Here is a 21,974-nt window from a genome sequence, read left to right as displayed (position 1 = left end):
TTTTCACATTGTTAATTCGATTTCACCTTCCCTGTCCAAGAATCCAATCCGTAAGAGAGGATATAGATTTCTGAGAAACCTTGTTTTTTCAAGAAAAGTGCTGCATTTGTGACACGTTGCGCACGTTGGTTTTCATAGAGAAGGACAGGTTTATCCTTGCGAAGAGCTGCCAGACTTGTCTTCAATTGACTTGAAGGAATATTACGAGCTCCGAGGATATGTTTTCTGTGGAAGTCAGCTGGATCACGCAAATCAATCAACTGACCTGTACGAATCAAAGACTCAAACTCTGCATTGTCTACAATTTTTGCTGCACGACGAATACGAAGATAGTTATATCCCATCCAAGCCAACATCGCTATAATAAGTCCCCATAATACCCAAGTTACCATATTACCTAATCTCCATTTTTTTCTAAATAGTCTAATTCTAGTTTGTGCTCTCTGCGAAGAACAGCTTCTGCTTCAAGATAATCCAGCTTGTCCATCAAGCCTGCATCATAGATTCGAGATAGCTCGATCTTCATCAGTTCAATGTCATAGAGACGTTTTCCCATATAGACAATGATACCAAACTGTTTGAGAAATTGTTGCACATCGTAGAGTGTTTTCATAGCTTTCATTTTAGCAAATAATCAGAGTTTTTTCAATAGTTCCCTAATAGTTCGGGGTAGGTTTCCTTTTTCACTATTATCTGAATTTCTTTACACTATGACAAAGAAGAAATCCTAAAGTCATTCCAACGATATTTTGCATGAGATTTGGAATGATTTCTGGAATAGCTGCACCCCAACCATTCATCCAAGCTGATGCCAAGGCATAGCCAGCTACCATGAATAAAGTCGCTAAGACTAAGCCTAGCCATTGCCATTTCCCTTTAAAACCTGCGAAATAGCCTTGGAAACCATGGTTAATTAAGCTAAAAATCATCCACTGAGGGTAGCCTGAAATGAGGTCAATAAGAAATCCTGCTAAACCTCCAACAACGGCCCCTTCACGACTGCCAAAGTAAAAGGCTGTGAAGAAGACTCCAACGTCCAAAAGTGTTAGAAACCCAGTTGGTGTCGGGATTTTTATAAAATACCCCAATACGACAGAACTAGCTGCCAAGATGGATACTAGGGCAATTTTAGTTGTTTTGGTTTGCTTCATACTGTCTCACTCCATATTGATCTGCTTGTGCAATGGCACGGTAAACAAAGGCTTTGGAACTTTCAATTGCTGGTAATAGTTCCTCTCCCTTAACTAGCTGGCTAGCAATACTTGATGCAAAGGTACATCCTGCACCAGCATTTTGTCCTTGGATAACTGGATTTTCAAGAATAGTGAAATTCTCCCCATCATAAAAGACATCCACAGCCTTATCCTGACTGAGGCGATTTCCACCCTTGATAATCACTGCTGGTGCACCCAAATCATGTAGTTTTTTGGCTACAGCCTTCATATCTTCTACGGTTTCAATCTTTTGGTCTGCAAGCAATTCCGCCTCAGGAAGATTCGGAGTAATCACAGATACATAAGGGAAAAAGCGAATCAACTCTTGACATAGCTCACTGACTGCAACGTCGTGCGTTTCCTTACAAACCAATACAGGGTCCAAGACTACTGGAACTCCTTCACGTTCCTTGATGAAATTCAAGGCTTTCTCAGCAACACCGACTGTCGGCAAGAGACCAATCTTAATCCCTCCGAAGTCTACACTCTTGAGGCTATCCAACTGTTGTTGGAAAATAGTTTCATCAGTTGGAAAGACTTCAAAGCCATTTTCTGTCAAAGCAGTCAAGCAGGTCATGGCTACAAATCCATGCAAGCCATTCAAGGTGTAGGTCGCAAGGTCTGCTGCCAATCCACCACCACTAAAAATATCATTTCCTGAAAGTGCTAAAATACGATTATTCTTCATAACGAATCTCCTTTAAATACAAACCATTAGGTGCTGCAGTTGGACCTGCCAACTGTCTGTCTTTTTTCTCCAAGATGAGGTCAATCTGTTCAACTGGCATACGGTTGTTGCCAATTTTCAGCAGGGTTCCGACCATATTTCGAATCTGCTTATAGAGGAAGCCATTGCCAGAGAAAGTAAAGGTCAAAAACTGCCCTGTTTCATCAACCCTAAGACTAGCTTCCGTGATCGTCCTAACCTTATCCTCTACACTAGTACCTGATGCCGTAAAACCAGTAAAGTCATGTGTTCCCTCTAGTTTTTTTACAGCAAGCTGCATCCGCTCCACATCTAGTGGATAAGGATAATGAGTCGCATAATGACGACGCATAGGATTTTTAGGACGTCCTCTATCTACGATAAACTCGTAGGTCTTGCTATGCTTGGCATAACGGCAATGAAAATCGTCAGCCACTATCTCAATCGAAATCACATCGATATCTTCAGGACTTTGAGTATCGAGAGCAAAGCGAAGCTTTTCCTCATCCATCTGATAGGGAAGATCAAAATGGATGACCTGGCCTAATGCATGAACACCACTATCTGTTCGCCCAGCGCCATGAATGGTAATAGCTTGTCCTTTATTTAATTTGGTTAAAGTTTTTTCAATTTCCTCTTGGACACTACGCGCGTGAGGTTGTCGCTGAAAACCAGCAAAAGCGTAGCCATCATAAGAAATTATAGCTTTATATCTAGTCATGTATCTATTTTATCAAGAAAATTTCTCTGCAACAAGTTTGAGAATTAAAAATTGTAAGGGGACAGTTTCTAGTGTAATTTAGTTCTTACCTAGATTTTCTCATTATGTATTTACGTTCTGGAACTTCAATGGTTTGAACGATTTCAAATCCCTCTTTTTGGTAGAGGTCTCTAGCTATTTGATTTGATTCAAAAACCGTTAGGGAAATACTTTCTATTTCTTCATTTTCAAACATTTCTTGAAGAAAGTATTGAAAAGCTTTTCTACCTAATCCTTTCCCCTGCTTATGTGGAGCTATGAGAAATCTTCCAATATGAAGATTTTTATCTTCTAGTTTGATTTTCTGGATGATGCCTACAAACTCTTCTCCAACAAAAATGGAAAAAATTCCTTCCATCTTTTGCAAGGATTGGGCAATCAAGGGATAAGAAATCTTTGGCCCCATCCATTGCTTCTGAAAACTTTCTCCCAAAGCATTAGACCACTGACAAATGAGTTTGGCATTTTCTAACTGAAGTCCTTTTTCAAAGTGAATTTTCATATTGTTCCTAAAACTTCTCCTATATCCAACTATTATACTCTTTCTCTTATTTTTTCCGAATAAATAAGTATGATTCATCTTTACTTTTTTCTTGTTGGAAGCATTCTTGCTTCCTTTCTAGGCTTGGTCATTGATCGCTTCCCTGAACAATCCATCGTCTTTCCTGCTAGTCACTGTGATTCTTGCCAGACCCGTTTGAGACCACTGGATTTGATTCCGATTGTGTCCCAGATTTTCAATCGCTTTCACTGCCGCTACTGCAAGGTTCGCTATCCTGTTTGGCATGCCCTCTTTGAGTTGTGCTTGGGACTGATCTTTCTAGCTTGGTCTGTGGGATTTCTAACATTGAGTCAAGTCATCTTGATAACTGCCGGCTTGACTTTGAGCATCTATGACCTTCGTCATCAAGAATATCCCTTGATCGTCTGGCTAATTTTTCACTTAATCCTCATGGCTTGCTGTAATTGGAATCTGGCCATGGCTTTCTTCTTGATTCTTGGAATCATTGCTCATTTCATCGATATTCGCATAGGAGCAGGTGATTTTCTCTTTCTGGCCTCTTGTGCACTCGTCTTTACACTTACAGAAATTCTGATTTTAATTCAATTTGCTTCCACAACTGGCATTCTAGCCTTTCTCCTACTAAAGAAAAAGGAAAGACTTCCTTTTGTGCCCTTCCTCTTACTTGCTGCTTGCGTGATTATTTTTGGTAAGCTACTGCTTCTCGGATAAAGTCAGCGATTTCTGCTACTTGTCCTTCATGTAGAGCCTTAACAATCTTGGAACCAACGATAACACCATCTGACACCGCATTAAAGCGTTCGACATCAGCCTGAGTGGATACGCCAAATCCTGTCAAGACTGGAATATCTGCCACTTGGTGAAGTTGATCCAAGTGCTTATCCAAATCAGATCGGTAATTTCCTGATTTCCCTGTGACCCCATTGATAGCAACGGCATAGATAAAACCTTCTGCACCATCAATGAGTTCCTTTTGACGGTCAATTCCTGTCGTCAAGCTGACTAAAGGAATCAAAGCAATGTCTGTATCCGCCAAATATGGCTCGACAAAGTTAGCATGTTCATGAGGGAGGTCTGGGATAATCAAGCCCTTGACTGCTGTATCAGAAAGGTCTTTAACCAATTTCTCCACACCGTACTGAAAGAGGGGGTTAAAATAGGTCATGATGACAAGAGGAATTTCAGTTTCTACATTTTTCAAGGTTTCAACTAGAGCCTGAGTAGAGGTACCATGCGCTAGACTGCGCAAGCCTGCTTCTTCGATAACAGGACCATCTGCAACCGGATCCGAGAAGGGAACTCCCACTTCAATAGCAGACACACCCAAGTCTTCTAAAAAGTGAATTGTTTCACCGAGACCATCTAATCCTTTTTCGTGATCTCCAGCCATAATATAGGGGACAAAAATTCCCTTTCCAGTTGCTTTGATAGCGTTCAGTTTTTCTGTTAGCGTCTTAGGCATGAGCTTCTCCCTTCTTTGCTGCGTCTGCTTCCAAACGGTCTTTGACTTGAACTACATCCTTGTCCCCGCGACCTGATAGACAGACAATCATAGACTTGTCTGGGCCAAGTTCTTTGGCCAATTTCACCGCAAAGGCGATAGCGTGACTAGATTCCAAAGCTGGGATAATCCCTTCCACACGTGACAAGAGTTGGAAACCTTCCAAGGCTTCCTCATCTGTCACAGGAACATAGGTCGCACGCTTGATATCGTGGTAATGAGAATGTTCTGGACCGATACCTGGGTAGTCTAAACCTGCCGAGATAGAAAAGGCTTCTAAGATTTGTCCATGAGCATCTTGGAGCACATCCATGAGCGAACCGTGGAGAACACCTGGTCTACCCTTGGTCAAGGTTGCTGCATGATGCTCTGTATCCACACCTAGTCCTGCTGCTTCAGCTCCATACATAGCCACTGACTCATCTTCCACAAATGGATGGAAAAGCCCGATAGCATTCGAACCACCACCAACACAGGCAACTAGCGCATCTGGTAGATTTTCGCCTGTCAAATCACGGTACTGTTGTTTAGCTTCGCTTCCGATAACACTTTGGAAATCACGAACAATTTCTGGGAAAGGATGAGGTCCCAAGGCAGAACCAAGGATATAGTGGGTATCGTCGATATTTGCCACCCATGAACGAAGGGCTGCATTGACTGCATCCTTGAGCACTCGAGAACCATCTGTCACAGCTTCTACCTTGGCACCCAAAAGTTCCATACGAAAGACATTGAGGGCTTGGCGTTTAACATCTTCCTCACCCATATAGATAGTACATTCCATGTTGAAAAGGGCTGCAGCAGTTGCAGTTGCTACACCGTGCTGACCGGCACCAGTTTCAGCGATAATTTTCTTTTTGCCCATGCGTTTAGCGAGAAGAACTTGTCCCAAGGCATTGTTAATCTTGTGTGCACCTGTATGGTTGAGGTCTTCACGTTTAAGGTAAATCTTGGCTCCGCCGATATGCTGGGTCAAGTTTTTTGCGTAGTAAAGAGGTGTTTCACGTCCTACATACTGGCGTAAAAGTTGGTTTAACTCTTCTTGAAAACTTGGATCTGCCTGACTTTCACGATAAGCCTCTTCTAATTCCAATACTGCTGTCATCAATGTTTCTGGGACAAAACGTCCACCGAATTTCCCGTAAAATCCATCTTTATTTGGTTCTTGATATGCCATGTTTTACCCTCTCTATAAATCTTCTAATCTTTTCATGATCTTTTTGTCCGTTTGATTCTACTCCACTTGATACATCTACTGCATAGGGAGTAAAGTGTTGAATTGCTTCTTCTACATTATCCTCATTGAGCCCACCTGCGATGAAGAAAGGCTGGGCTAGTTTTGTCGTATCCAGTTGCCCCCAATCAAAGGTTTGACCACTTCCTGCGACAGGTGCATCAAAGAGTAGATAATCTGCCTGAGAATTGGGTACATGTCCATTCCCATCCACCTGCACTGCCTGAATGCTGGCACAAGGCAAATTCTCAAACAAATCATCTGCTACCTGACCATGAACTTGAACCAAGTCCAAGCCAACTTTTTCAATCGCTTCTAGTAGTTCTTCCCGACTTGGTGAAACAAATATGCCAACCTTTTTTACATATGTAGGAATAATCTCAGCTAGCTCTGCTGCTTGTTCCAAGGTCACCTGTCTTTTACTGGGTGCGAAGACAAAACCAATATAGTCAGCCCCTGCTGACACAGCTACCTCTACCGCTCCTTTGGTCGATAGTCCACAAATCTTAACCTTTGTCAATCTGCAACTCCTTGATTCTCTGAGCGACATCTTCGGCCTGCATGAGAGCTGTTCCTACCAAAATTCCGTTAAAGTAGGGTGCAACTCGTTTCGCATCTGCTTCTGTAAAAATAGCAGATTCAGAAATGTACAAGCAATCGTCCTTAAAGTATTGGGCCAAGTCTACGCTGGTCTGCAAGTCAACTTCAAAGGTTGTTAAATTACGATTATTGACACCGATAATTTGAGCTCCAAGTCTATGAGCAACTTCCAGTTCAGCAAGATTATGAGTTTCCACCAAAACTTCTAGACCAAGCTCTGTCGCATAGTCATACAGTTCCTTGAGGCGTTCTTCTGATAAAGCCGCTACGATGAGTAAGATAACTGTCGCACCTGCATTGCGAGCACGGATGATTTGCTTTTCATCGATGATAAAGTCCTTGTTCAGCGTCGGAATCTGTACCTGACTGGAAATATCACGAAGGTAATCCAAATGCCCCTTGAAGAAAACTTCATCTGTCAGAACAGAAATCATAACCGCACCATTAGCCTCGTAAGTCTGGGCCTGTTGAACGATATCTACATCCAGGTTGATATCACCCATACTTGGACTCGCCTTCTTGACCTCTGCAATAATTTGCAGACGTTCTTGATGGTTTTTCAAATATTCAGCCAAACGATAGCTTTCTCGCAAGGGCTGAAGTTCCTCTCGTTCCATCTTTTCAACTTCACGCGCCTTCTGCTCTAAGATACGTGACAAAAATTCCTGACTCATCTTTGATACTCCTGTAATAGTCTGAGTTTTTCAAGGGCCTTACCACTGGCAATCACTTGGCGTGCCATTTCAACTCCATCTTTGATACTATCTACCTTACCATTAGCATAGAAACCAAGACCAGCATTTAAGACTGTTGTTTCCAAGAATGGACTTGGTTCATTATTAAGAACGCTGACAAGGATGGCTGCATTCTCATGAGCATTTCCGCCACGAATGTCCTCAATGGCAATGCGTTCCATTCCCAAATCTTCTGGGGTAAAGGTTGACAAAGTGATTTCACCATTTTCAAGAAGGGCAATGCTGGTAGTACCATTCAAACCAGCTTCATCCAATCCTTCTGGACCAGCTACTACGATAGCACGTTTGCGACCCATGTTTTTCAAAACCTGAGCCGTACTTTCTAGAAGTTCTGGACGACTAATTCCTAGAAGCTGTGTTTCCAAGACCATTGGGTGAATCAGTGGACCTGTCAAATTCATGATGGTTGGAATTCCCAATTCCAAGCGTGCTGGCATGATATATTTCATAGCTGGGTGCATGTTTTTGGCAAAGAGAAAGACAATTCCTGTTTGATCAAATACCTTACCTAATTGTGCTGGCTTGAGGTCAATATTGATTCCCAAAGCTTGCAAGACATCTGCTGAACCAGATTTAGAGGAAATTGAACGATTACCATGTTTAGCCATATGGATTCCTCCACCTGCTAAGACAAAGGCTGCAGTTGTTGAAATGTTAAAGCTAAATGACTTATCTCCACCCGTACCGCAGTTATCCATAGCATCTTGAATATTGGTTGGAATGTGTTGAGCATGTCCTCTCATAACTTGAGCGAGGGCTGTTCTTTCCTCAGGTGTTTCTCCCTTCATCTTAAGGGCTAAAAGAAGTGAAGCGATTTGTGCTTCTGTCACTCGCCCTGTTACGATGCGTTCGATCACATCTGTCATTTCAACACTTGATAAATCTTCAAAGTTCGCTAATTTTTCAATAATTTCTTTCATTTTATTTCCCTCACTTTACAACTTTCTCGATAAAATTCTGAATAGAAGATAGGCCATCTGGTGTTCCAATACTTTCTGGATGATACTGCAAGCCATAAATCGGCAAGGTTTTGTGTTGAATCCCCATAATGGCTTGGTCATCTGTCGAACGAGCTGTCACTTCAAACTCTTCTGGCATCTCTTCAATTAAAATACTGTGGTAACGCATGACTGGACGATTGTCCTCGATTCCTTGATAGAGAACGGAAGGAGTCTCAAATCGAATCTGGCTTTGTTTGCCGTGCATAACTTTAGGAGCCAAACCCAACTTACCACCAAATACTTCTGCGATGGCCTGGTGCCCCAAACAAATCCCTAGAATCGGTTTCTTGCCTGCAAAATCACGAATCATTTCTTCCATCTTCCCAGCATCAGCTGGCCAACCTGGACCAGGAGAAAAGACCAGTCCATCTGCCTTTGTAGCTTCTTCATAAAGATTTGGATCATCATTTCTCAAAACCTGAACTTTTGCGAAATTCCCAATGTATTGAGCCAAGTTATAGGTAAATGAATCATAATTATCAATCAGTAAAATCATGGTCTTAGTTCTCCCATTCTAGTCATAGATTTAGCTTTATTAATGGTTTCTTGGTATTCGTTTTGGGCAATAGAATCATAAACAATTCCTGCACCAGCCTGTACGTAGGCTGTTTTATTTTTAAGAATCATGGTTCGAATTGCAATGGCAAAGTCCATGTCTCCAGTTGCTGATAGGTAACCGATAGCTCCTGCATAAACGCCTCGTTTCTCTGTTTCTAATTCATAAATGCGTTTCATAGCACGAATCTTAGGGGCCCCAGAAACTGTTCCAGCCGGAAGTGTCGCCTTCAAGGCATCCGTGGCAGTCAGTTCTGGTAACAAACGTCCTTTAACTACGCTGGTCAAATGCATGACATATCGGAAAAGTTCTACTTCCATATACTTTGTAACTTGGACACTGGCTGTTTCAGCAATTCTACCGATATCATTGCGTCCTAGGTCCACTAGCATTCGGTGTTCTGCCGTTTCCTTTTCATCAGAAAGTAGATCACTTGCAAGTGCTGCATCTTCTTCATCATTGGCACCTCTAGGTCGTGTACCTGCAATTGGATTGGTTGTCACGATGCCATTCTTGACGGAAACCAAGCTCTCAGGACTTGCACCAATGATTTGATAATCTCCAAAGTCATAAAAGTAGAGGTAATTTGATGGATTGGTCACTCGGAGATTTCTGTAGAAGTCAAAAGGATTTCCAGTTACTTCTGCGGAGAAACGCTGACTGAGCACGCATTGGAACATATCTCCATTGCGAATCAAGTCGCGAGCTGTTTCTACCATCTCTTCAAATTTCTGAGGTGCAATATGTGGTCTAAACTGAAGTGGAGAAACGTCCAAATCTTCAAATTCATTTGGAGCAAGGATTTTTAACTCCTCTAAAACTTGATCCAAAGCCGCTTCTAGTTCTTCATTGCTTCGATCACTGTAGAGAGCATCCTCGATGATATGAATTTTTTCTTTCTTGTGGTCAAATACCATATAACTCTCGTAAACAAAGAAATGCATATCTGGCGTCCCAATCGTATCCTCAGGAAGCTGGCCAATTTCTTCATAGAGAGAAATCATATCATAGCCAACAAAGCCAATCGCTCCACCACCAAAAGGTAGGTCTGAATGGTGATGGCTTTTATGAGTCACTTCATAGAGGAAATCCAAGGGGTCACGATCAATGACTTGCCCATTTTGATAAAGAACTCCATTTTCAAACTTAATTTCAAAAACTGGATTATAGGCCAAGATAGAAAATCGAGCATTTCCCTTTTCTCTTGGGATACTTTCAAGTATGACCTTGTGTTGTCCATTTAAGCGCATATACGCCAAGATTGGTGATAAAACATCTCCGTGAATGATTCGTTCCATTGTAATTTCCCTTTCAGTCAATAATTTATAGACTTTTAGTCTTAATTTCTTACCTTTTTCTATTTCCCTTAAATAGTGCGGACGGGAGCAACTTTCTCCGAAATTTCATCCCTAATTTTTGAGCCTTAGGTCTCAAAAATTCCGTTCTAGAGAAGCATCTTTGCTTCTCTAGAATACCACAATGGCGGGAAATAGCGGTTCAATGCTCACTTCGCTCGCAAATATTTTATAGAAATCTATCTAGTGATGAAGCATAATTTAAAACTGATAGCCATATCTACGAAAAATATATAAAAATCCCCACGCAAAATAACTTGCGTGAGGACGAAATTCGCGGTGCCACCTCAATTATAGGATTTCTCCTATCTCTCATTCCTGTCTCAGATAGCTCCTGTAACAGGTTGTGCGATAAAGGGCACTCCCTTGAGAATTATGAATTCTTCTCTCGTTTGAGATGGACCCAATCTTACAGTTTTCTCTACTTGTTTTCAGCAACCACAAGCTCTCTGTGAGAGAAATCTCTGTATCTTTTCCATCTTTTATTTTTTAGCTTCAAGGTAGTCTGCAATGGCAGCTACGTCCTTGTCTCCACGACCAGAGACATTGATGATGATAATCTCATCTTTACTTAGTTTTGGTGCGCGTTTGACTGCTTCAGCGATAGCATGTGAGCTTTCAATTGCAGGGATGATTCCTTCTGTTTTGCTTAATAAAAGCAAGGCTTGGACAGCTTCTTCGTCTGTCGCTGCTACATATTCTACTCGACCAGAGTCTTTAAAGAAGGCATGTTCTGGACCAACCCCTGGATAGTCCAAACCTGCTGAGATAGAGTAAACTGGCGCGAGCTCTCCATCTTCCTTAAAGACTGCATAGGTCTTCATTCCATCGACAATTCCGACACTACCCTTGGTCATAGTTGCTGCGTGTTTGTCGGTATCTAAACCATGACCAGCAGCTTCTACCCCAACCAATTTGACTTCTTCATCAGCTACATACTGTGAAAAAGCACCGATGGCATTAGAACCACCGCCCACACAGGCAATAACGTAGTCTGGCAGACGTCCTTCTTTTTCCAAGATTTGACGACGAGATTCTTCACTAATCACTTTTTGGAATTCATGAACAATCGTTGGGTAAGGATGAGGTCCAACAGCAGATCCTAAAACGTAGAAAGCTTCAAGGTCGTTCATCCATGCTCCAAAGGCTGCATCAACCGCATCTTTAAGGGTACGTGTTCCCGTTTCAACTGCATGAACAGTTGCTCCCATCATCTCCATACGGAAGACGTTGAGACGTTGACGTTCCACATCTTCTGCCCCCATGTAGACATCACATGCCATACCAAATTTGGCTGCAGCTGCAGCTGTCGCAACACCGTGCTGACCAGCTCCTGTCTCTGCAATCACACGTTTTTTACCCATGCGTTTAGCAAGAAGGATTTGTCCAAGGACATTGTTAAGTTTGTGTGACCCAAGATGGTTAAGATCTTCACGTTTGAGATAAATCTTAGCACCTCCTAGATAATCCGTCAAACTTTCTGCAAAATAGAGCGGAGTCTCACGACCTGAATAATCTTTCAAGTAATGACGATATTCTGCCAAAAATTCTGGATCGTCCTTGTATTTATCAAAAGTCACTTCCAACTCATCTAATAAAGCCTGAATTGGTTCTGGTACAAAACTACCACCAAACTGTCCGAAATATCCTTTTGTTGTCATAAAATTTTCCTCCTTCTGTATGAATCCGACTTTTTGTTTACTTTTAGTAGTAGGCAAGAAGCTGTAAATAGAACTAAAGTTCATCAAAGCTACATAACGCCCTAATAAAAGATAAACAAAATGACGGATAGAAAAAAGCCCACACACGGAATTCACTTCCATGTGAGGGCGTTTGTAACGCGGTACCACCTCAATTGTAAAGAGAATATCCCCTTTACATCTCTGCCTTGTCTAACAACAAGTTGCACTGTAAGGTGTGCCTACCGAATTTTCATTGTTTCAAATTCACTTTTAAAATCAGCCCAATTTCACTAGTTCCAACCACCTGTTCACAGTAACCACAGGCTCCCTGAAGATTAAAAATAACTACTTTTCTGATTTGTTGAGTTAATTATATGTTATTGTTTTTTCTTTGTCAACCGTTTTCACTAATTTTTTACTAATTTTTTTAATTATTTTTTTGAAGCACCTAGAACTTCATCAGAAATTTTGACAAAAGTCTCAATGATATAATCTACTTCTTCATCCGTTAATTTGGTGTGAAGTGGTAGTGTAATCTCATTTACAAAGTAGGCATAAGCCTTAGGATAGTTTGCCATATCAAAGCCAAGATTCTTATAAGCTGTTAAAAGAGGAAGCGGTTTGTAGTGAACGTTACTTGCGATTCCAGCTTTGGCCAATTCTTGGATAATTTGATTGCGTTGTTCGAGACTTGCTCCTTCTACATGGGTAACGTAAAGGTGACGACAAGATTCTACAGTATCTGTCTTATGAGCCAATGGGTGAATACGAGTTCCTGCAAATCCACGGTCATAGCAAGTTACGATTTCTTTACGACGTTGAAGCAAGCCAGGATAACGATCCAATTGTACCAAACCAATTGAAGCCATGATATCCGTCATGTTGCACTTGTAGGCAGGAGTTACGATATCGTATTCCCATGAACCTAGTTGCATCTTAGCAAGCGCATCTTTGGTTTGACCATGAAGAGATAGGATTTGGAATTCCTTGTACATTTCTTCATCATCAATAGCTGGATTAGCTTTCCAAGTAGCACTTCCTCCTTCAGCAGTTGTAAAGTTCTTGACTGCGTGGAAAGAGAAGGACGTAAAGTCTGCAATAGAACCAGCTGGTTGTCCTTTGTAGGTTGAACCCAAAGCATGGGCACTATCTGAGACAACAACGATACGGTTAAAGACTTTTTGCCACTTGCTAGTAGCTGTAAAGAGGTCATGTTTTTTCTCGACAACTTGGAACAAACGGTCATAGTCACAGATAATCCCTGCAAGTTCAACTGGAATAATAACTTTTGTATTCTCAGTGATCGCTTGTTCAAGCTTGTCATAGTCCATTTCAAAGGTATCGCCTTGGATATCAACCATAACTGGTGTAGCACCTACGTGAGTGATGACGCTACATGATGCTGTATAAGTCATAGCTGGAACGATAACTTCATCACCAGGCCCCACTTCAAGCACGCGCAAGATCAATTCAAGGGCTGCTGTTGCAGAGTTGAGGCAGACTGTCTTAGGTGTCTGAGTATAGGCAGATAGACGACGCTCCAATTCTTTTGTCTTTGGACCTGTTGTGATCCAACCAGAACGGAGGGTATCTGCTACTTCAGCAATTTCTGCTTCAGTAATATCGGGTGGTGAAAATGGAATATTATACTTTGTCATTGATTTACTCCTTTTACTGTATTCACTCTTGTGACTACTTTATTTTAAAACTTCAAATACAGTCTGGAACATGATCTTGATATCTCCGAAGAAATTAAAATCACGTAGGTAGGCTAGATTATAGTGCATCTTTTCTGGAAGGACTCTTTCGACATAAGCTTGGTCGACCGACATACCTTTTGCAGTCATTTGACTGATAATGGCATCCTCGTCCTTATAGTTAATGCTGGCAAGCGATGTAATCCCTGCTGGCAAGAGCAAGGTAGCCATCATTTCAGGGCTGTACTGCTCAGTATAGCGTGGTACTTCTGGACGAGTTCCCACAAAGGACATCTCTCCTTTGAGAACATTGACCAATTGTGGAAGTTCATCCAAACGAACACGGCGAATGAAATTTCCAACCTTGGTGATGCGGCTGTCATTGGCAGAAGTTACTAGACTTCCTTTCTTGTCAGCATCGGACACCATGGTCCGGAATTTCCAAATCTTGAAATGTCGGTTGTACTGGGTTACCCGCACCTGCTTGTAAATAACTGGACCCTTGCTATCTAGCTTGATCCAAATGCTTAGAATCAGAAATACGGGTGAAGTCAAGATTAACAAGACCAAGGCTAGAAACAAGTCTAGACAACGCTTGAGAATCAGTGAACCTTTTCTTCCAGAGACGAGCTGGTAGTATGGTTTTACCTCGCTCAATTGCATCTCTTGAGGTAGTTCATCCCATTTCAGCATGCACATTCTCCTCTGTTTTTTAATATGTAATCTTTAAACATTCTACATTATACCACAAAATGAAAGAGGCAGTGCAAGAAATCTGTATTTTAAAGGAATTCTTCTCTAAGAAAGAGCCCCTGCCTGTAAACTATACATCTTGTGATAGGTTCCTCCTAAGGCCAAAAGTTCCTCGTGTGTGCCGCTCTCGATGATTCGTCCCTTATCTAGGACATAGATACAGTTAGCATCCTGAATGGTAGAAAGACGATGGGCAATGGCAATGGTCGTCCGGCCCTGTCTCATCTTGGCTAGAGAATTTTGGACCAAGGCTTCTGTTTCAGAATCAATATTGGCTGTCGCTTCATCCAAAATCAGTATTTTCGGTTGACTGGCAACAGTTCTAGCAAAGGCAAGAAGCTGACGTTGACCAGTTGAAAAACTCGAACCACGCTCAGATACAGAAGCATCATAACCTAAAGGAAGATCTTGAATGAAGGAATCTGCATCGACAAATTCTGCCGCAGCCTTAACCTGGTCATCGCTGATATCTTGGTACATAGCGATATTGGACTTTATGGTCCCATGATAGAGGAAAGGTTCCTGTAGAACCAGACCAATATTTTTTCTCAATTCCTCTTGGCTATACTTACGGATATCCACACCATCAAGGAGAACTCGACCTGACTGAAACTCATAAAAGCGCATGAGAACATTGATGATAGAGGATTTCCCAGAGCCAGTATGTCCGACAAAGGCGATGGTTTCACCTTTATTGACTGTAAAGGAAATATCATCGAGAATCTGGTGTTTCCCGTCATAAGAGAAGGACACATGTTCAAAACGGATATTTCCTTCTCTAATCTCGGCTTGTCCATTTTCTTGGACCGGTTCATAGTTGGTCTCATCGATAAGTGCAAAGACACGACCTGCTGACACCATGGATGTCTGAAGGGTAGAAAAGTTTTGTGTTACCTCAATGAGGGGGTCAAAGAGACGATTGATATACTGGATAAAAGCATACATGGTTCCTGCTGTTATGCCTAGATAGAGACCACGATAGCCAAAGTAAGCCATCAAAACTGCATAGCCCAATAGCTTCAGTAAGCTCATGGCCGGACGTAAAAAGAGGGAATCCAAGGCTACCGAACGGTTAGCGTAGATTAGATGTTCCTGATTTATCTCATCAAACTCTTCTTGCAGGCGCTTTTCTTGATTAAAGGCTTGAATAATGCGAATCCCTTCGATATTTTCAGCCAGCTTACTGTTAATATCTGACAAGAGACTTCTGGTTTTTTCGATAACCTTGACGGATTTTTTACGGTAGAGATTGACCAAGAGGAAAATCAAAGGTAAAAAGAGTAGAACTAGAGCTGTCAGACGATAATCCAAAACGAGCATGGTATAAAGGGTTGTCACAAAGATAAAGACTGCTGAGACAAAGCTGGACAAAATCCCTGAAAACATATCACTAATAGTCTCCGTGTCATTGGTCAAACGCGAAACAATGGAACCTGCAGGTGTCTTATCAAAATAAGACATACCTAGCTTTTCCATATTGGCAAAGGCATCACGTCGAATGTCTCTAACAATGCTGTAGGACACACGCGCAAAGAGGCGATTCCCCACATATTGGACAAGGGTTTGAAGAATGTAGAGACCATAGTAGGCTAGCAAAACTGTAATGGCAAGCTGGTTGAGATTATGTAGATACTGGTCGATAAAGTGCGAAGCTACCAAGGGGATGATACTCTTGATAACAGTAGTCGTAAGGAGAAAAGCTAAGGCTAAAAAGGTTAGGAGACCATAGGGCTTTAGATAGGACAACAAGCGTTTCAATACAGCCCATTGTTCTTGTTTATTGCGCATCTTCTTCTCCTTTCATTTCTAATTGTTGTGACTGGTAGGTTTGTGCGTACCAACCATCCAAGGCTAGTAAGTCTTCATGTGTGCCTCGTTCAATGATGCGGCCATTTTGCATGACCAAAATCAAATCCGCATGGACAACTGCACTGAGTCGATGGGCAGTGATAATGGTTGTCTTGTCCTTGCGAGTTTCCTTGAGATTATCGATAATTGTGAACTCTGTCTTGGCATCCACAGCTGACAGGGAATCATCTAAAATCAGGATATCAGGATTTAAAATCATAGCCCGACTCATAGCCAGACGTTGCTTTTGTCCACCAGATAGACTGACACCTTTTTCGCCGATAACTGTATCAAATCCCTGGGGCATAGCTTGAATGTCTTGATAGACTTGAGCCAGCTTAGTTGCTTCTTCTACTTCTGAGAAAGGTAGATCAGGATTCCCAAATCGAATATTGTCTAAGATAGAGCTTGCAAAGAGAAATTGGTCCTGTGGGACGTAACCCATCAAACTACGTAAGTCAGCTAGTCGATAGTCACGAATGTCATGCCCATTTAGATAAATGGATCCTTGATCAACGTCATACTCACGTAGAAGCAACTTAATCAAAGCAGTTTTGCCTGAACCAGTCTGCCCAACCAAGCCTAGAGTTTGACCTTTTTCAAGACTAAAATGAATATCATTCAGCGTCTCCTCGACTTCAAAGGCAAAACTATCAATAGCATAGTCCAAACGCCCGTTTTCAATCCCGTCAAGTGGAGATTCTGGATCTTTGACAGGTGATTCTTGAGACAATAAACTTTCGATACGTTGGTAGGAAACTTTTCCTCTCTGAGTGATATTAAAGAGGAACCCAATCGCCATCAAAGGCCAAACCAACATATCCAAGTAAGAGATAAAGGTGACCAGATTCCCAACGGTTACCTGTCCCGCTTGCACCATAAAGGCACCGACTAAGAGAGTTAAAGCATAGGAAGAACCAACAAAGAGCAAAACCATCGGGTCAAAGAGGCTATCGTATTTCATGGTTTGCAGATTCTTTTGGAAGGTCAAATCATTGACTTCCTGGAAAGATGCCAATTCATCAGACTGATAGCCAAAGGACTTGGTTACCTTGATACCTGATACAGACTCTTGAACCTTATTGTTGAGTTCAGAAAAGGCTGCTTGCGATTCGCCAAAAGCTTTGTGGGTCTTTCTCCCCAATCGACTAGTCGCATAGGCCATAAATGGCAAGGGAAGAATAGCAACCAAGGTCATCTGCCACGAGATGCTAAAGAGCATGGTTAGTAAAGTCACCAAGGCTGTGATCGAGGCATCCACCGCCGACATGACACCTCCACCGGCTAGACGAGTCAGGGCATTGATATCATTAGTTGCGTGGGCCATCAGGTCTCCTGTTCGATAATTCTGATAAAAAGCAGGCGACATCCTTGTAAAATGCTCAAATAGTCTTGAACGCATGATTTGCCCAAGTCGATAGGAGGTTCCTAGGATATACATGCGCCAAACGTAACGCAGATAGTACATCCCGAAAGCAGCGAGCAGGAGATAAAAGAGATGTAGCAAGAGTTCATCCTGTGTTAATCGTCCTGAAGTAATGGCATCAATTACGCGCCCCATAACCATAGGTGGGATGAGGTTGAGTACAGAAACCAAAACCAAAGCTACAATTCCGACTAGGTAACGGCGTTTTTCTAACTTAAAAAACCACCAGAGTTTTTGGATGATAGACATAAAATTCCTTTCTAATGACAAATGGAAACCTGAGGCATGAACCCCAGGTTTTTCTTATTCATAGGTGACGACGCTTAGTTGACCTTTATCATACTCAGCGATAAAGATATTGGCCACATTATCATACCCTTGCTTATTCAGATGATCTAGGAGCCATTCTTCCGTTAAGCTGAGAGTATCGAGGACATCAGACTGAATGACACCATCTGTGATGACAGGATACTTAGGGTTTTCATCTCCATTTTGTACTACAATCAGCTGACCGTTTTGCTCTCGTACAGCACGCTTGACTTCTTTAAGCTGGAAAATACCTTGGCTACGAAGTTTAAGGGCTACGTCAGAAGCTGATAATCCGACAGAACGGCAGGCTTCTGGATCGATTTCCCCATTTTTGATGAGTAGGGTTGGTTTTCCATCAATCATTTGTTTCACAAAACCAACATTGTTCGTAAGCCATTTAAGAGACAAAACCAAAATCGTCCACATAATCAAGATAACTGCATATTGAAGGATGGTAATAGAGCTATTATAGATAACCCCGCCGATAATTCCCCCAAGAACATAGTTTTGGATTTGGTCAATTGCTGAGTTGGGCGCTAGATTTCCCTTCCCTGTCACGTTGATAACAAAGACAAGAGATACAAGACCTAAAGCCAGTTTAATAAGAATCTCGATATAGTTAAATGTCATTTGTTTGCCTCCACTAGTTCAATGTCGCTTGTTTGATACAAGTCAAGTTTTTCCAAGAGATACTTATCCGGTTCACTCCCACTTAAGGCACGGTAGTATTTGTCTCCTACCTTGAGAAGTGCACCATCTGTGGCTGCAGAAGTATTGACGTAGACCTCTGATTTATCCACACCCAACTCCTGAGATACCACTTCTATAAAATGAAGTGAAGTTTGAAATTGGTTGTTGGAAGCTTGATTTGACTGATAAGTAGATATAATACCGAGAATGACAGCCAGTAAAGCCAAAGCCGAGATCATCACCAACTCGCGAAACTTGGTTCCTCGTTGGTCTCGGTAAGCCTTAAAAGCAAAAAATCCAGTGATGGCAAGCAAGAATACTCCAAAGCCAATCATGACACTGTTTTGTTGGCCAATCTGGCTCAAAACATATTCATATGAGTAAAATTTCATTTATTTTCAATCCTTTACATAAATCATTCTTTATTATAAAGGAATGACCTTGATTTTTCAAACTATACGTTGGGGAAATACGCGTATCAGACCAACTTCTCTAACTAACGACTCAAATACCTATTTCAAGATTCTGATTTTGATAATTGATAAGAATAGACACTAGGAATTATCACTACAAAGAAAAGTGTCAAGAAGAATATCCAGTAAACATATAGCTGAACAAAGGCATTTAGAAACAATAACAATCCTCCTAATACCCAAATTTTTCCAGCTATGCGATGCGTTTTGCTCCAGTTCTCATCATTCTCCAAAGTCCACGGAAGTCGAATACCGATTATATAATTTCGGCGTGTTTTTGGTAGATAATTTCCAATTACAATCATGATGACTCCCATAAAAATCTGAGCTAGAATTCCACTCATCATAGAATAACCCAAAGATGCTCCGTAGATAGAAATCATCGATAGACAAGATACAAAAGGAATAATCCAGTAAATCAAAAGTTGTATTTTTGAACTAATATTGCTGGACTTAGGATCCTTGATCATCAAGAATAGAATCAACCAATGCATCAAAAGCATGAGAGCCGGTAATCCAAAGATAGCAAACATTTTATGATCGTAGCCATCTGCTTGGCCCAGTAGATTAAAATGAGTCGGCATCTTCTCTGGTAGTTGAAACCAGAAAACACAACCTATAAGGGTAGGCAGTAGGATAAGAATGCTAGTATATAATACCAATTTCTTATTGATTTTTATCCTCATCTAAAAATCTCCTTTCAGTTCTGCTAACCACACCATCATATCCTCTAAAACTGATGTATTTAACTCATAATAAATAAAGTTTTTCTCTTTCATTTCACGAATCAAATCCGCTGCTTTCAAAATCGTAAGGTGGTGTGAAATTGTTGCACCTGTTAACTCAAAATGACTGGCAATTTCTCCTGCAGATAACCTGCCTGTTTTAAGCAAATTCAAAATCTCCCTCCTGACTGGATGAGATAAAGCTTTAAAGCTATTTGCAAAACTCATGGTGCTTCCTTTCTATTCGCAATATCAGTAAGGCAAGGAATAAGCAGGGTAGCACTGCTATCAGTCCTGCTGGTGACGGACCAAAAATCAAGAGGCTTGAAGTTTTTTCTCCAGGCAGTTGAAAGAGTAATCCAAAACCTGCAGTTGCATTGATTGCCCCATGAAATAGTGCTGAAGCCCAGATAGAACCTGTTTTTTCCATCAACCAACTCAACAATATTCCTATGCTAAAACAAAATAGGAACATGGCGACAACTCCCAAAACGGGATAAGCAAAATAAGTTAGTCCATAATTAAAGCCTTGCAAATTAATTGGTAAATGCCATAGACTCCAAATGAGACCAAGTAAGACATGAGTCTGTACTAGTGAAAAGCGTTCTCTTAGAGCTGGGTAAAGATAACCACGCCAACCAATTTCCTCTCCCAATGCAAATAAGCTATTAAGAAAAGGAGCGTAGGTTAAACTAGCTAGAATTTGAATCAAGACCAAGGAAGATAGGGGGATCGGTGATTGAAGTACTCCTTTTTCTTGTAAGATAGCTTGAATAAATTCAAAACCAAGGCTGAAATTGTTAGGAAATACAAGAAAATAAAGTCCTGCTCCTAAGAAACTGATAACTGCTGGCAACCAGATAGCTAGTAAGTAAAAGCGCCAGTTCCTCTTGAGATTCACGACTAATTTAGACTTGATTCCACTAGGTTTTTTCGTTATTTTCCCTAAGAGAAAGACTGCAAGCGCAGGCATCCACATGGCCACAATACTAGCAAGCTGACTCCATGGAGAATTTAGTCCAATACCACTTAGCCATAGTGCCAACCATATTATCCAAGCAAGACCATAAGACAAGACCACAAAAAGAAGGATTGTTCTCTTATTTGACATATTTGTAACTTCACTTTCTATTTAGATGTTTTTCTAAATAATATTATATACCTTTACACTCCAAATACAAGAACTATTTAGATTTTTTTCAAAATAGTTGCGAGAATTTTTTGTTTTCTAAGGATAAAGTTTAAAGAGTGAGTTTACGAACTAGAAACTCGCTGGCTTTACTTTTTTTTGATAAAATATAAGAAATACATCTAGAAAAGGTACACACTATGAAACTAATCTCATGGAACATTGATTCCCTCAATGCAGCGTTGACGAGTGACTCTGCGCGTGCGAAATTGTCTCAAGACGTTCTCCAAACTTTGGTAGCCGAAGATGCTGATATTATCGCCATCCAAGAAACCAAGCTTTCAGCTAAAGGACCTACAAAAAAACACCTTGAGGTACTGGAAGAACTCTTCCCAGCCTACGAAAATACCTGGCGTTCCTCTCAAGAGCCTGCCCGTAAAGGCTATGCTGGAACCATGTTCCTCTATAAGAAAGAACTGACCCCAACTGTTAGCTTCCCAGAAATTGGCGCACCTTCTACTATGGACTTGGAAGGTCGCATCATTACCCTAGAATTTGATACATTTTTCGTGACTCAGGTTTATACACCTAACGCTGGAGATGGACTCAAACGCTTGGAAGAGCGTCAAGTCTGGGATGTCAAATATGCGGAATACTTGGCTGAACTAGACAAGCAAAAGCCTGTCCTAGCAACTGGTGACTACAACGTTGCCCACAAGGAAATTGACCTTGCCAACCCAGCCAGCAACCGCCGTTCACCAGGTTTCACAGACGAAGAACGTGAAGGATTTACAAACCTTTTAGCCAAAGGATTTACAGACACCTTCCGACATGTCCATGGAGACGTTCCAGAACGCTACACTTGGTGGGCACAACGAAGCAAGACTTCAAAAATCAACAACACAGGCTGGAGAATCGACTACTGGCTCACAAGTAACCGTGTGGCAGACAAGGTTACCAAGTCAGATACGATTGATTCAGGCGCACGCCAAGACCATACACCGATTGTCTTGGAGATTGAATTGTAAGGAGTTTCT

At 41.4% G+C, this 21,974-nt stretch carries 25 protein-coding genes and 2 other annotated features; of the genes, 2 read left to right on the top strand and 23 right to left on the bottom strand.

Annotated elements, in window-relative coordinates:
* Positions 1–11 precede the first annotated feature (11 nt).
* The 6 genes from TZ96_RS05035 to TZ96_RS05010 form a co-directional block, all read right to left on the bottom strand.
* Entirely contained in the window at positions 12–392 is a 381-nt protein-coding gene (locus tag TZ96_RS05035; protein ID WP_045763154.1) for a rhodanese-like domain-containing protein, read from the bottom strand.
* A 5-nt stretch (positions 393–397) separates the two neighbouring features.
* Entirely contained in the window at positions 398–622 is a 225-nt protein-coding gene (locus TZ96_RS05030; protein WP_000646475.1) for a YqgQ family protein, read from the bottom strand.
* Between the two features lie 67 nt (positions 623–689).
* Entirely contained in the window at positions 690–1,151 is a 462-nt protein-coding gene (locus TZ96_RS05025; protein WP_000814958.1) for an ECF transporter S component, read from the bottom strand.
* Positions 1,129–1,902 (bottom strand): bifunctional hydroxymethylpyrimidine kinase/phosphomethylpyrimidine kinase, encoded by a 774-nt coding sequence (locus TZ96_RS05020; RefSeq protein WP_045763153.1) that lies wholly within the window; start codon positions 1,900–1,902, stop codon positions 1,129–1,131. The genes TZ96_RS05025 and TZ96_RS05020 overlap by 23 nt, the downstream gene beginning before the upstream one ends.
* Positions 1,892–2,641: a tRNA pseudouridine(38-40) synthase TruA gene (gene truA / locus TZ96_RS05015; RefSeq protein ID WP_045763152.1), complete on the bottom strand. Its 750-nt coding sequence runs from the start codon at positions 2,639–2,641 to the stop codon at positions 1,892–1,894. The genes TZ96_RS05020 and truA overlap by 11 nt, the downstream gene beginning before the upstream one ends.
* An 85-nt stretch (positions 2,642–2,726) precedes the next feature.
* Positions 2,727–3,182 carry a GNAT family N-acetyltransferase gene (locus TZ96_RS05010; RefSeq protein WP_045763151.1) on the bottom strand — a complete coding sequence of 152 codons (456 nt, stop codon included), beginning with the start codon at positions 3,180–3,182 and terminating at the stop codon, positions 2,727–2,729.
* 69 nt (positions 3,183–3,251) lie between these two features.
* Between TZ96_RS05010 and TZ96_RS05005 the strand changes: the two genes are divergently transcribed.
* A complete protein-coding gene (locus TZ96_RS05005; protein ID WP_045763150.1) occupies positions 3,252–3,914 on the top strand; it encodes a prepilin peptidase in 663 nt (220 codons plus the stop codon).
* Here TZ96_RS05005 and trpA read toward each other — a convergent pair.
* From trpA to TZ96_RS04915, 17 genes are all read right to left on the bottom strand, one after another.
* Positions 3,883–4,665, bottom strand: a complete 783-nt coding sequence (gene trpA, locus TZ96_RS05000) for a tryptophan synthase subunit alpha (RefSeq protein WP_045763149.1) — start codon at positions 4,663–4,665, stop codon at positions 3,883–3,885. The two genes, TZ96_RS05005 and trpA, sit on opposite strands and share 32 nt — an antisense overlap.
* On the bottom strand, positions 4,658–5,881 hold the full coding sequence (trpB, locus tag TZ96_RS04995; protein WP_045763148.1) for a tryptophan synthase subunit beta: 1,224 nt from the start codon (positions 5,879–5,881) through the stop codon (positions 4,658–4,660). Before trpB (TZ96_RS04995) ends, trpA begins: the two co-directional genes overlap by 8 nt.
* The gene (locus TZ96_RS04990) at positions 5,859–6,458 is read right to left on the bottom strand and encodes a phosphoribosylanthranilate isomerase (RefSeq protein ID WP_045763147.1); all 600 of its coding nucleotides are present in this window, start codon (positions 6,456–6,458) and stop codon (positions 5,859–5,861) included. The genes trpB (TZ96_RS04995) and TZ96_RS04990 overlap by 23 nt, the downstream gene beginning before the upstream one ends.
* Positions 6,445–7,212: an indole-3-glycerol phosphate synthase TrpC gene (gene trpC / locus TZ96_RS04985; protein ID WP_045763146.1), complete on the bottom strand. Its 768-nt coding sequence runs from the start codon at positions 7,210–7,212 to the stop codon at positions 6,445–6,447. Before trpC ends, TZ96_RS04990 begins: the two co-directional genes overlap by 14 nt.
* Positions 7,209–8,213, bottom strand: a complete 1,005-nt coding sequence (gene trpD / locus TZ96_RS04980; RefSeq protein WP_045763145.1) for an anthranilate phosphoribosyltransferase — start codon at positions 8,211–8,213, stop codon at positions 7,209–7,211. The genes trpC and trpD overlap by 4 nt, the downstream gene beginning before the upstream one ends.
* A 10-nt stretch (positions 8,214–8,223) precedes the next feature.
* Positions 8,224–8,790 (bottom strand): aminodeoxychorismate/anthranilate synthase component II, encoded by a 567-nt coding sequence (locus TZ96_RS04975; protein WP_045763144.1) that lies wholly within the window; start codon positions 8,788–8,790, stop codon positions 8,224–8,226.
* Positions 8,787–10,148 carry an anthranilate synthase component I gene (gene trpE, locus TZ96_RS04970; protein ID WP_045763143.1) on the bottom strand — a complete coding sequence of 454 codons (1,362 nt, stop codon included), beginning with the start codon at positions 10,146–10,148 and terminating at the stop codon, positions 8,787–8,789. The genes TZ96_RS04975 and trpE overlap by 4 nt, the downstream gene beginning before the upstream one ends.
* A 317-nt stretch (positions 10,149–10,465) precedes the next feature.
* Positions 10,466–10,691, bottom strand: a binding site (T-box leader).
* Positions 10,688–11,866 carry a tryptophan synthase subunit beta gene (trpB, locus tag TZ96_RS04960; RefSeq protein WP_045763142.1) on the bottom strand — a complete coding sequence of 393 codons (1,179 nt, stop codon included), beginning with the start codon at positions 11,864–11,866 and terminating at the stop codon, positions 10,688–10,690. Its footprint overlaps the feature before it by 4 nt.
* A 161-nt stretch (positions 11,867–12,027) precedes the next feature.
* Positions 12,028–12,252, bottom strand: a binding site (T-box leader).
* 66 nt (positions 12,253–12,318) lie between these two features.
* Positions 12,319–13,545, bottom strand: a complete 1,227-nt coding sequence (locus TZ96_RS04955; protein WP_045763141.1) for a DegT/DnrJ/EryC1/StrS family aminotransferase — start codon at positions 13,543–13,545, stop codon at positions 12,319–12,321.
* Between the two features lie 39 nt (positions 13,546–13,584).
* A complete protein-coding gene (locus tag TZ96_RS04950; protein ID WP_045763140.1) occupies positions 13,585–14,277 on the bottom strand; it encodes a sugar transferase in 693 nt (230 codons plus the stop codon).
* A 105-nt stretch (positions 14,278–14,382) separates the two neighbouring features.
* Positions 14,383–16,125 (bottom strand): ABC transporter ATP-binding protein, encoded by a 1,743-nt coding sequence (locus TZ96_RS04945; RefSeq protein ID WP_045763139.1) that lies wholly within the window; start codon positions 16,123–16,125, stop codon positions 14,383–14,385.
* Positions 16,115–17,860 carry an ABC transporter ATP-binding protein gene (locus TZ96_RS04940; protein ID WP_045763138.1) on the bottom strand — a complete coding sequence of 582 codons (1,746 nt, stop codon included), beginning with the start codon at positions 17,858–17,860 and terminating at the stop codon, positions 16,115–16,117. The genes TZ96_RS04945 and TZ96_RS04940 overlap by 11 nt, the downstream gene beginning before the upstream one ends.
* Before the next feature lie 54 nt (positions 17,861–17,914).
* Positions 17,915–18,550, bottom strand: coding sequence for a DUF421 domain-containing protein (locus TZ96_RS04935; protein ID WP_045763137.1), 636 nt, complete (start codon positions 18,548–18,550; stop codon positions 17,915–17,917).
* Positions 18,547–19,002 carry a DUF3290 family protein gene (locus TZ96_RS04930; RefSeq protein ID WP_045763136.1) on the bottom strand — a complete coding sequence of 152 codons (456 nt, stop codon included), beginning with the start codon at positions 19,000–19,002 and terminating at the stop codon, positions 18,547–18,549. Before TZ96_RS04930 ends, TZ96_RS04935 begins: the two co-directional genes overlap by 4 nt.
* A 125-nt stretch (positions 19,003–19,127) precedes the next feature.
* Positions 19,128–19,769 (bottom strand): SdpI family protein, encoded by a 642-nt coding sequence (locus TZ96_RS04925; RefSeq protein ID WP_080936303.1) that lies wholly within the window; start codon positions 19,767–19,769, stop codon positions 19,128–19,130.
* Positions 19,770–20,036 carry an autorepressor SdpR family transcription factor gene (locus tag TZ96_RS04920; protein ID WP_000006514.1) on the bottom strand — a complete coding sequence of 89 codons (267 nt, stop codon included), beginning with the start codon at positions 20,034–20,036 and terminating at the stop codon, positions 19,770–19,772.
* Positions 20,020–20,919: a CPBP family intramembrane glutamic endopeptidase gene (locus tag TZ96_RS04915; RefSeq protein ID WP_045763135.1), complete on the bottom strand. Its 900-nt coding sequence runs from the start codon at positions 20,917–20,919 to the stop codon at positions 20,020–20,022. The genes TZ96_RS04920 and TZ96_RS04915 overlap by 17 nt, the downstream gene beginning before the upstream one ends.
* A gap of 218 nt (positions 20,920–21,137) precedes the next feature.
* On the opposite strand from TZ96_RS04915, the gene TZ96_RS04910 reads away from it, so the two are divergent.
* The gene (locus TZ96_RS04910; RefSeq protein WP_045763134.1) at positions 21,138–21,965 is read left to right on the top strand and encodes an exodeoxyribonuclease III; all 828 of its coding nucleotides are present in this window, start codon (positions 21,138–21,140) and stop codon (positions 21,963–21,965) included.
* The last annotated feature ends 9 nt before the right edge of the window (positions 21,966–21,974 follow it).

Origin of the sequence: Streptococcus infantis (assembly GCF_000963255.1) — a bacterium.
Lineage (GTDB): Bacteria > Bacillota > Bacilli > Lactobacillales > Streptococcaceae > Streptococcus > Streptococcus nidrosiense.
Note: the sequence above shows the minus strand (reverse complement) of the source record. Positions and strands in the feature narration are given on the sequence as shown.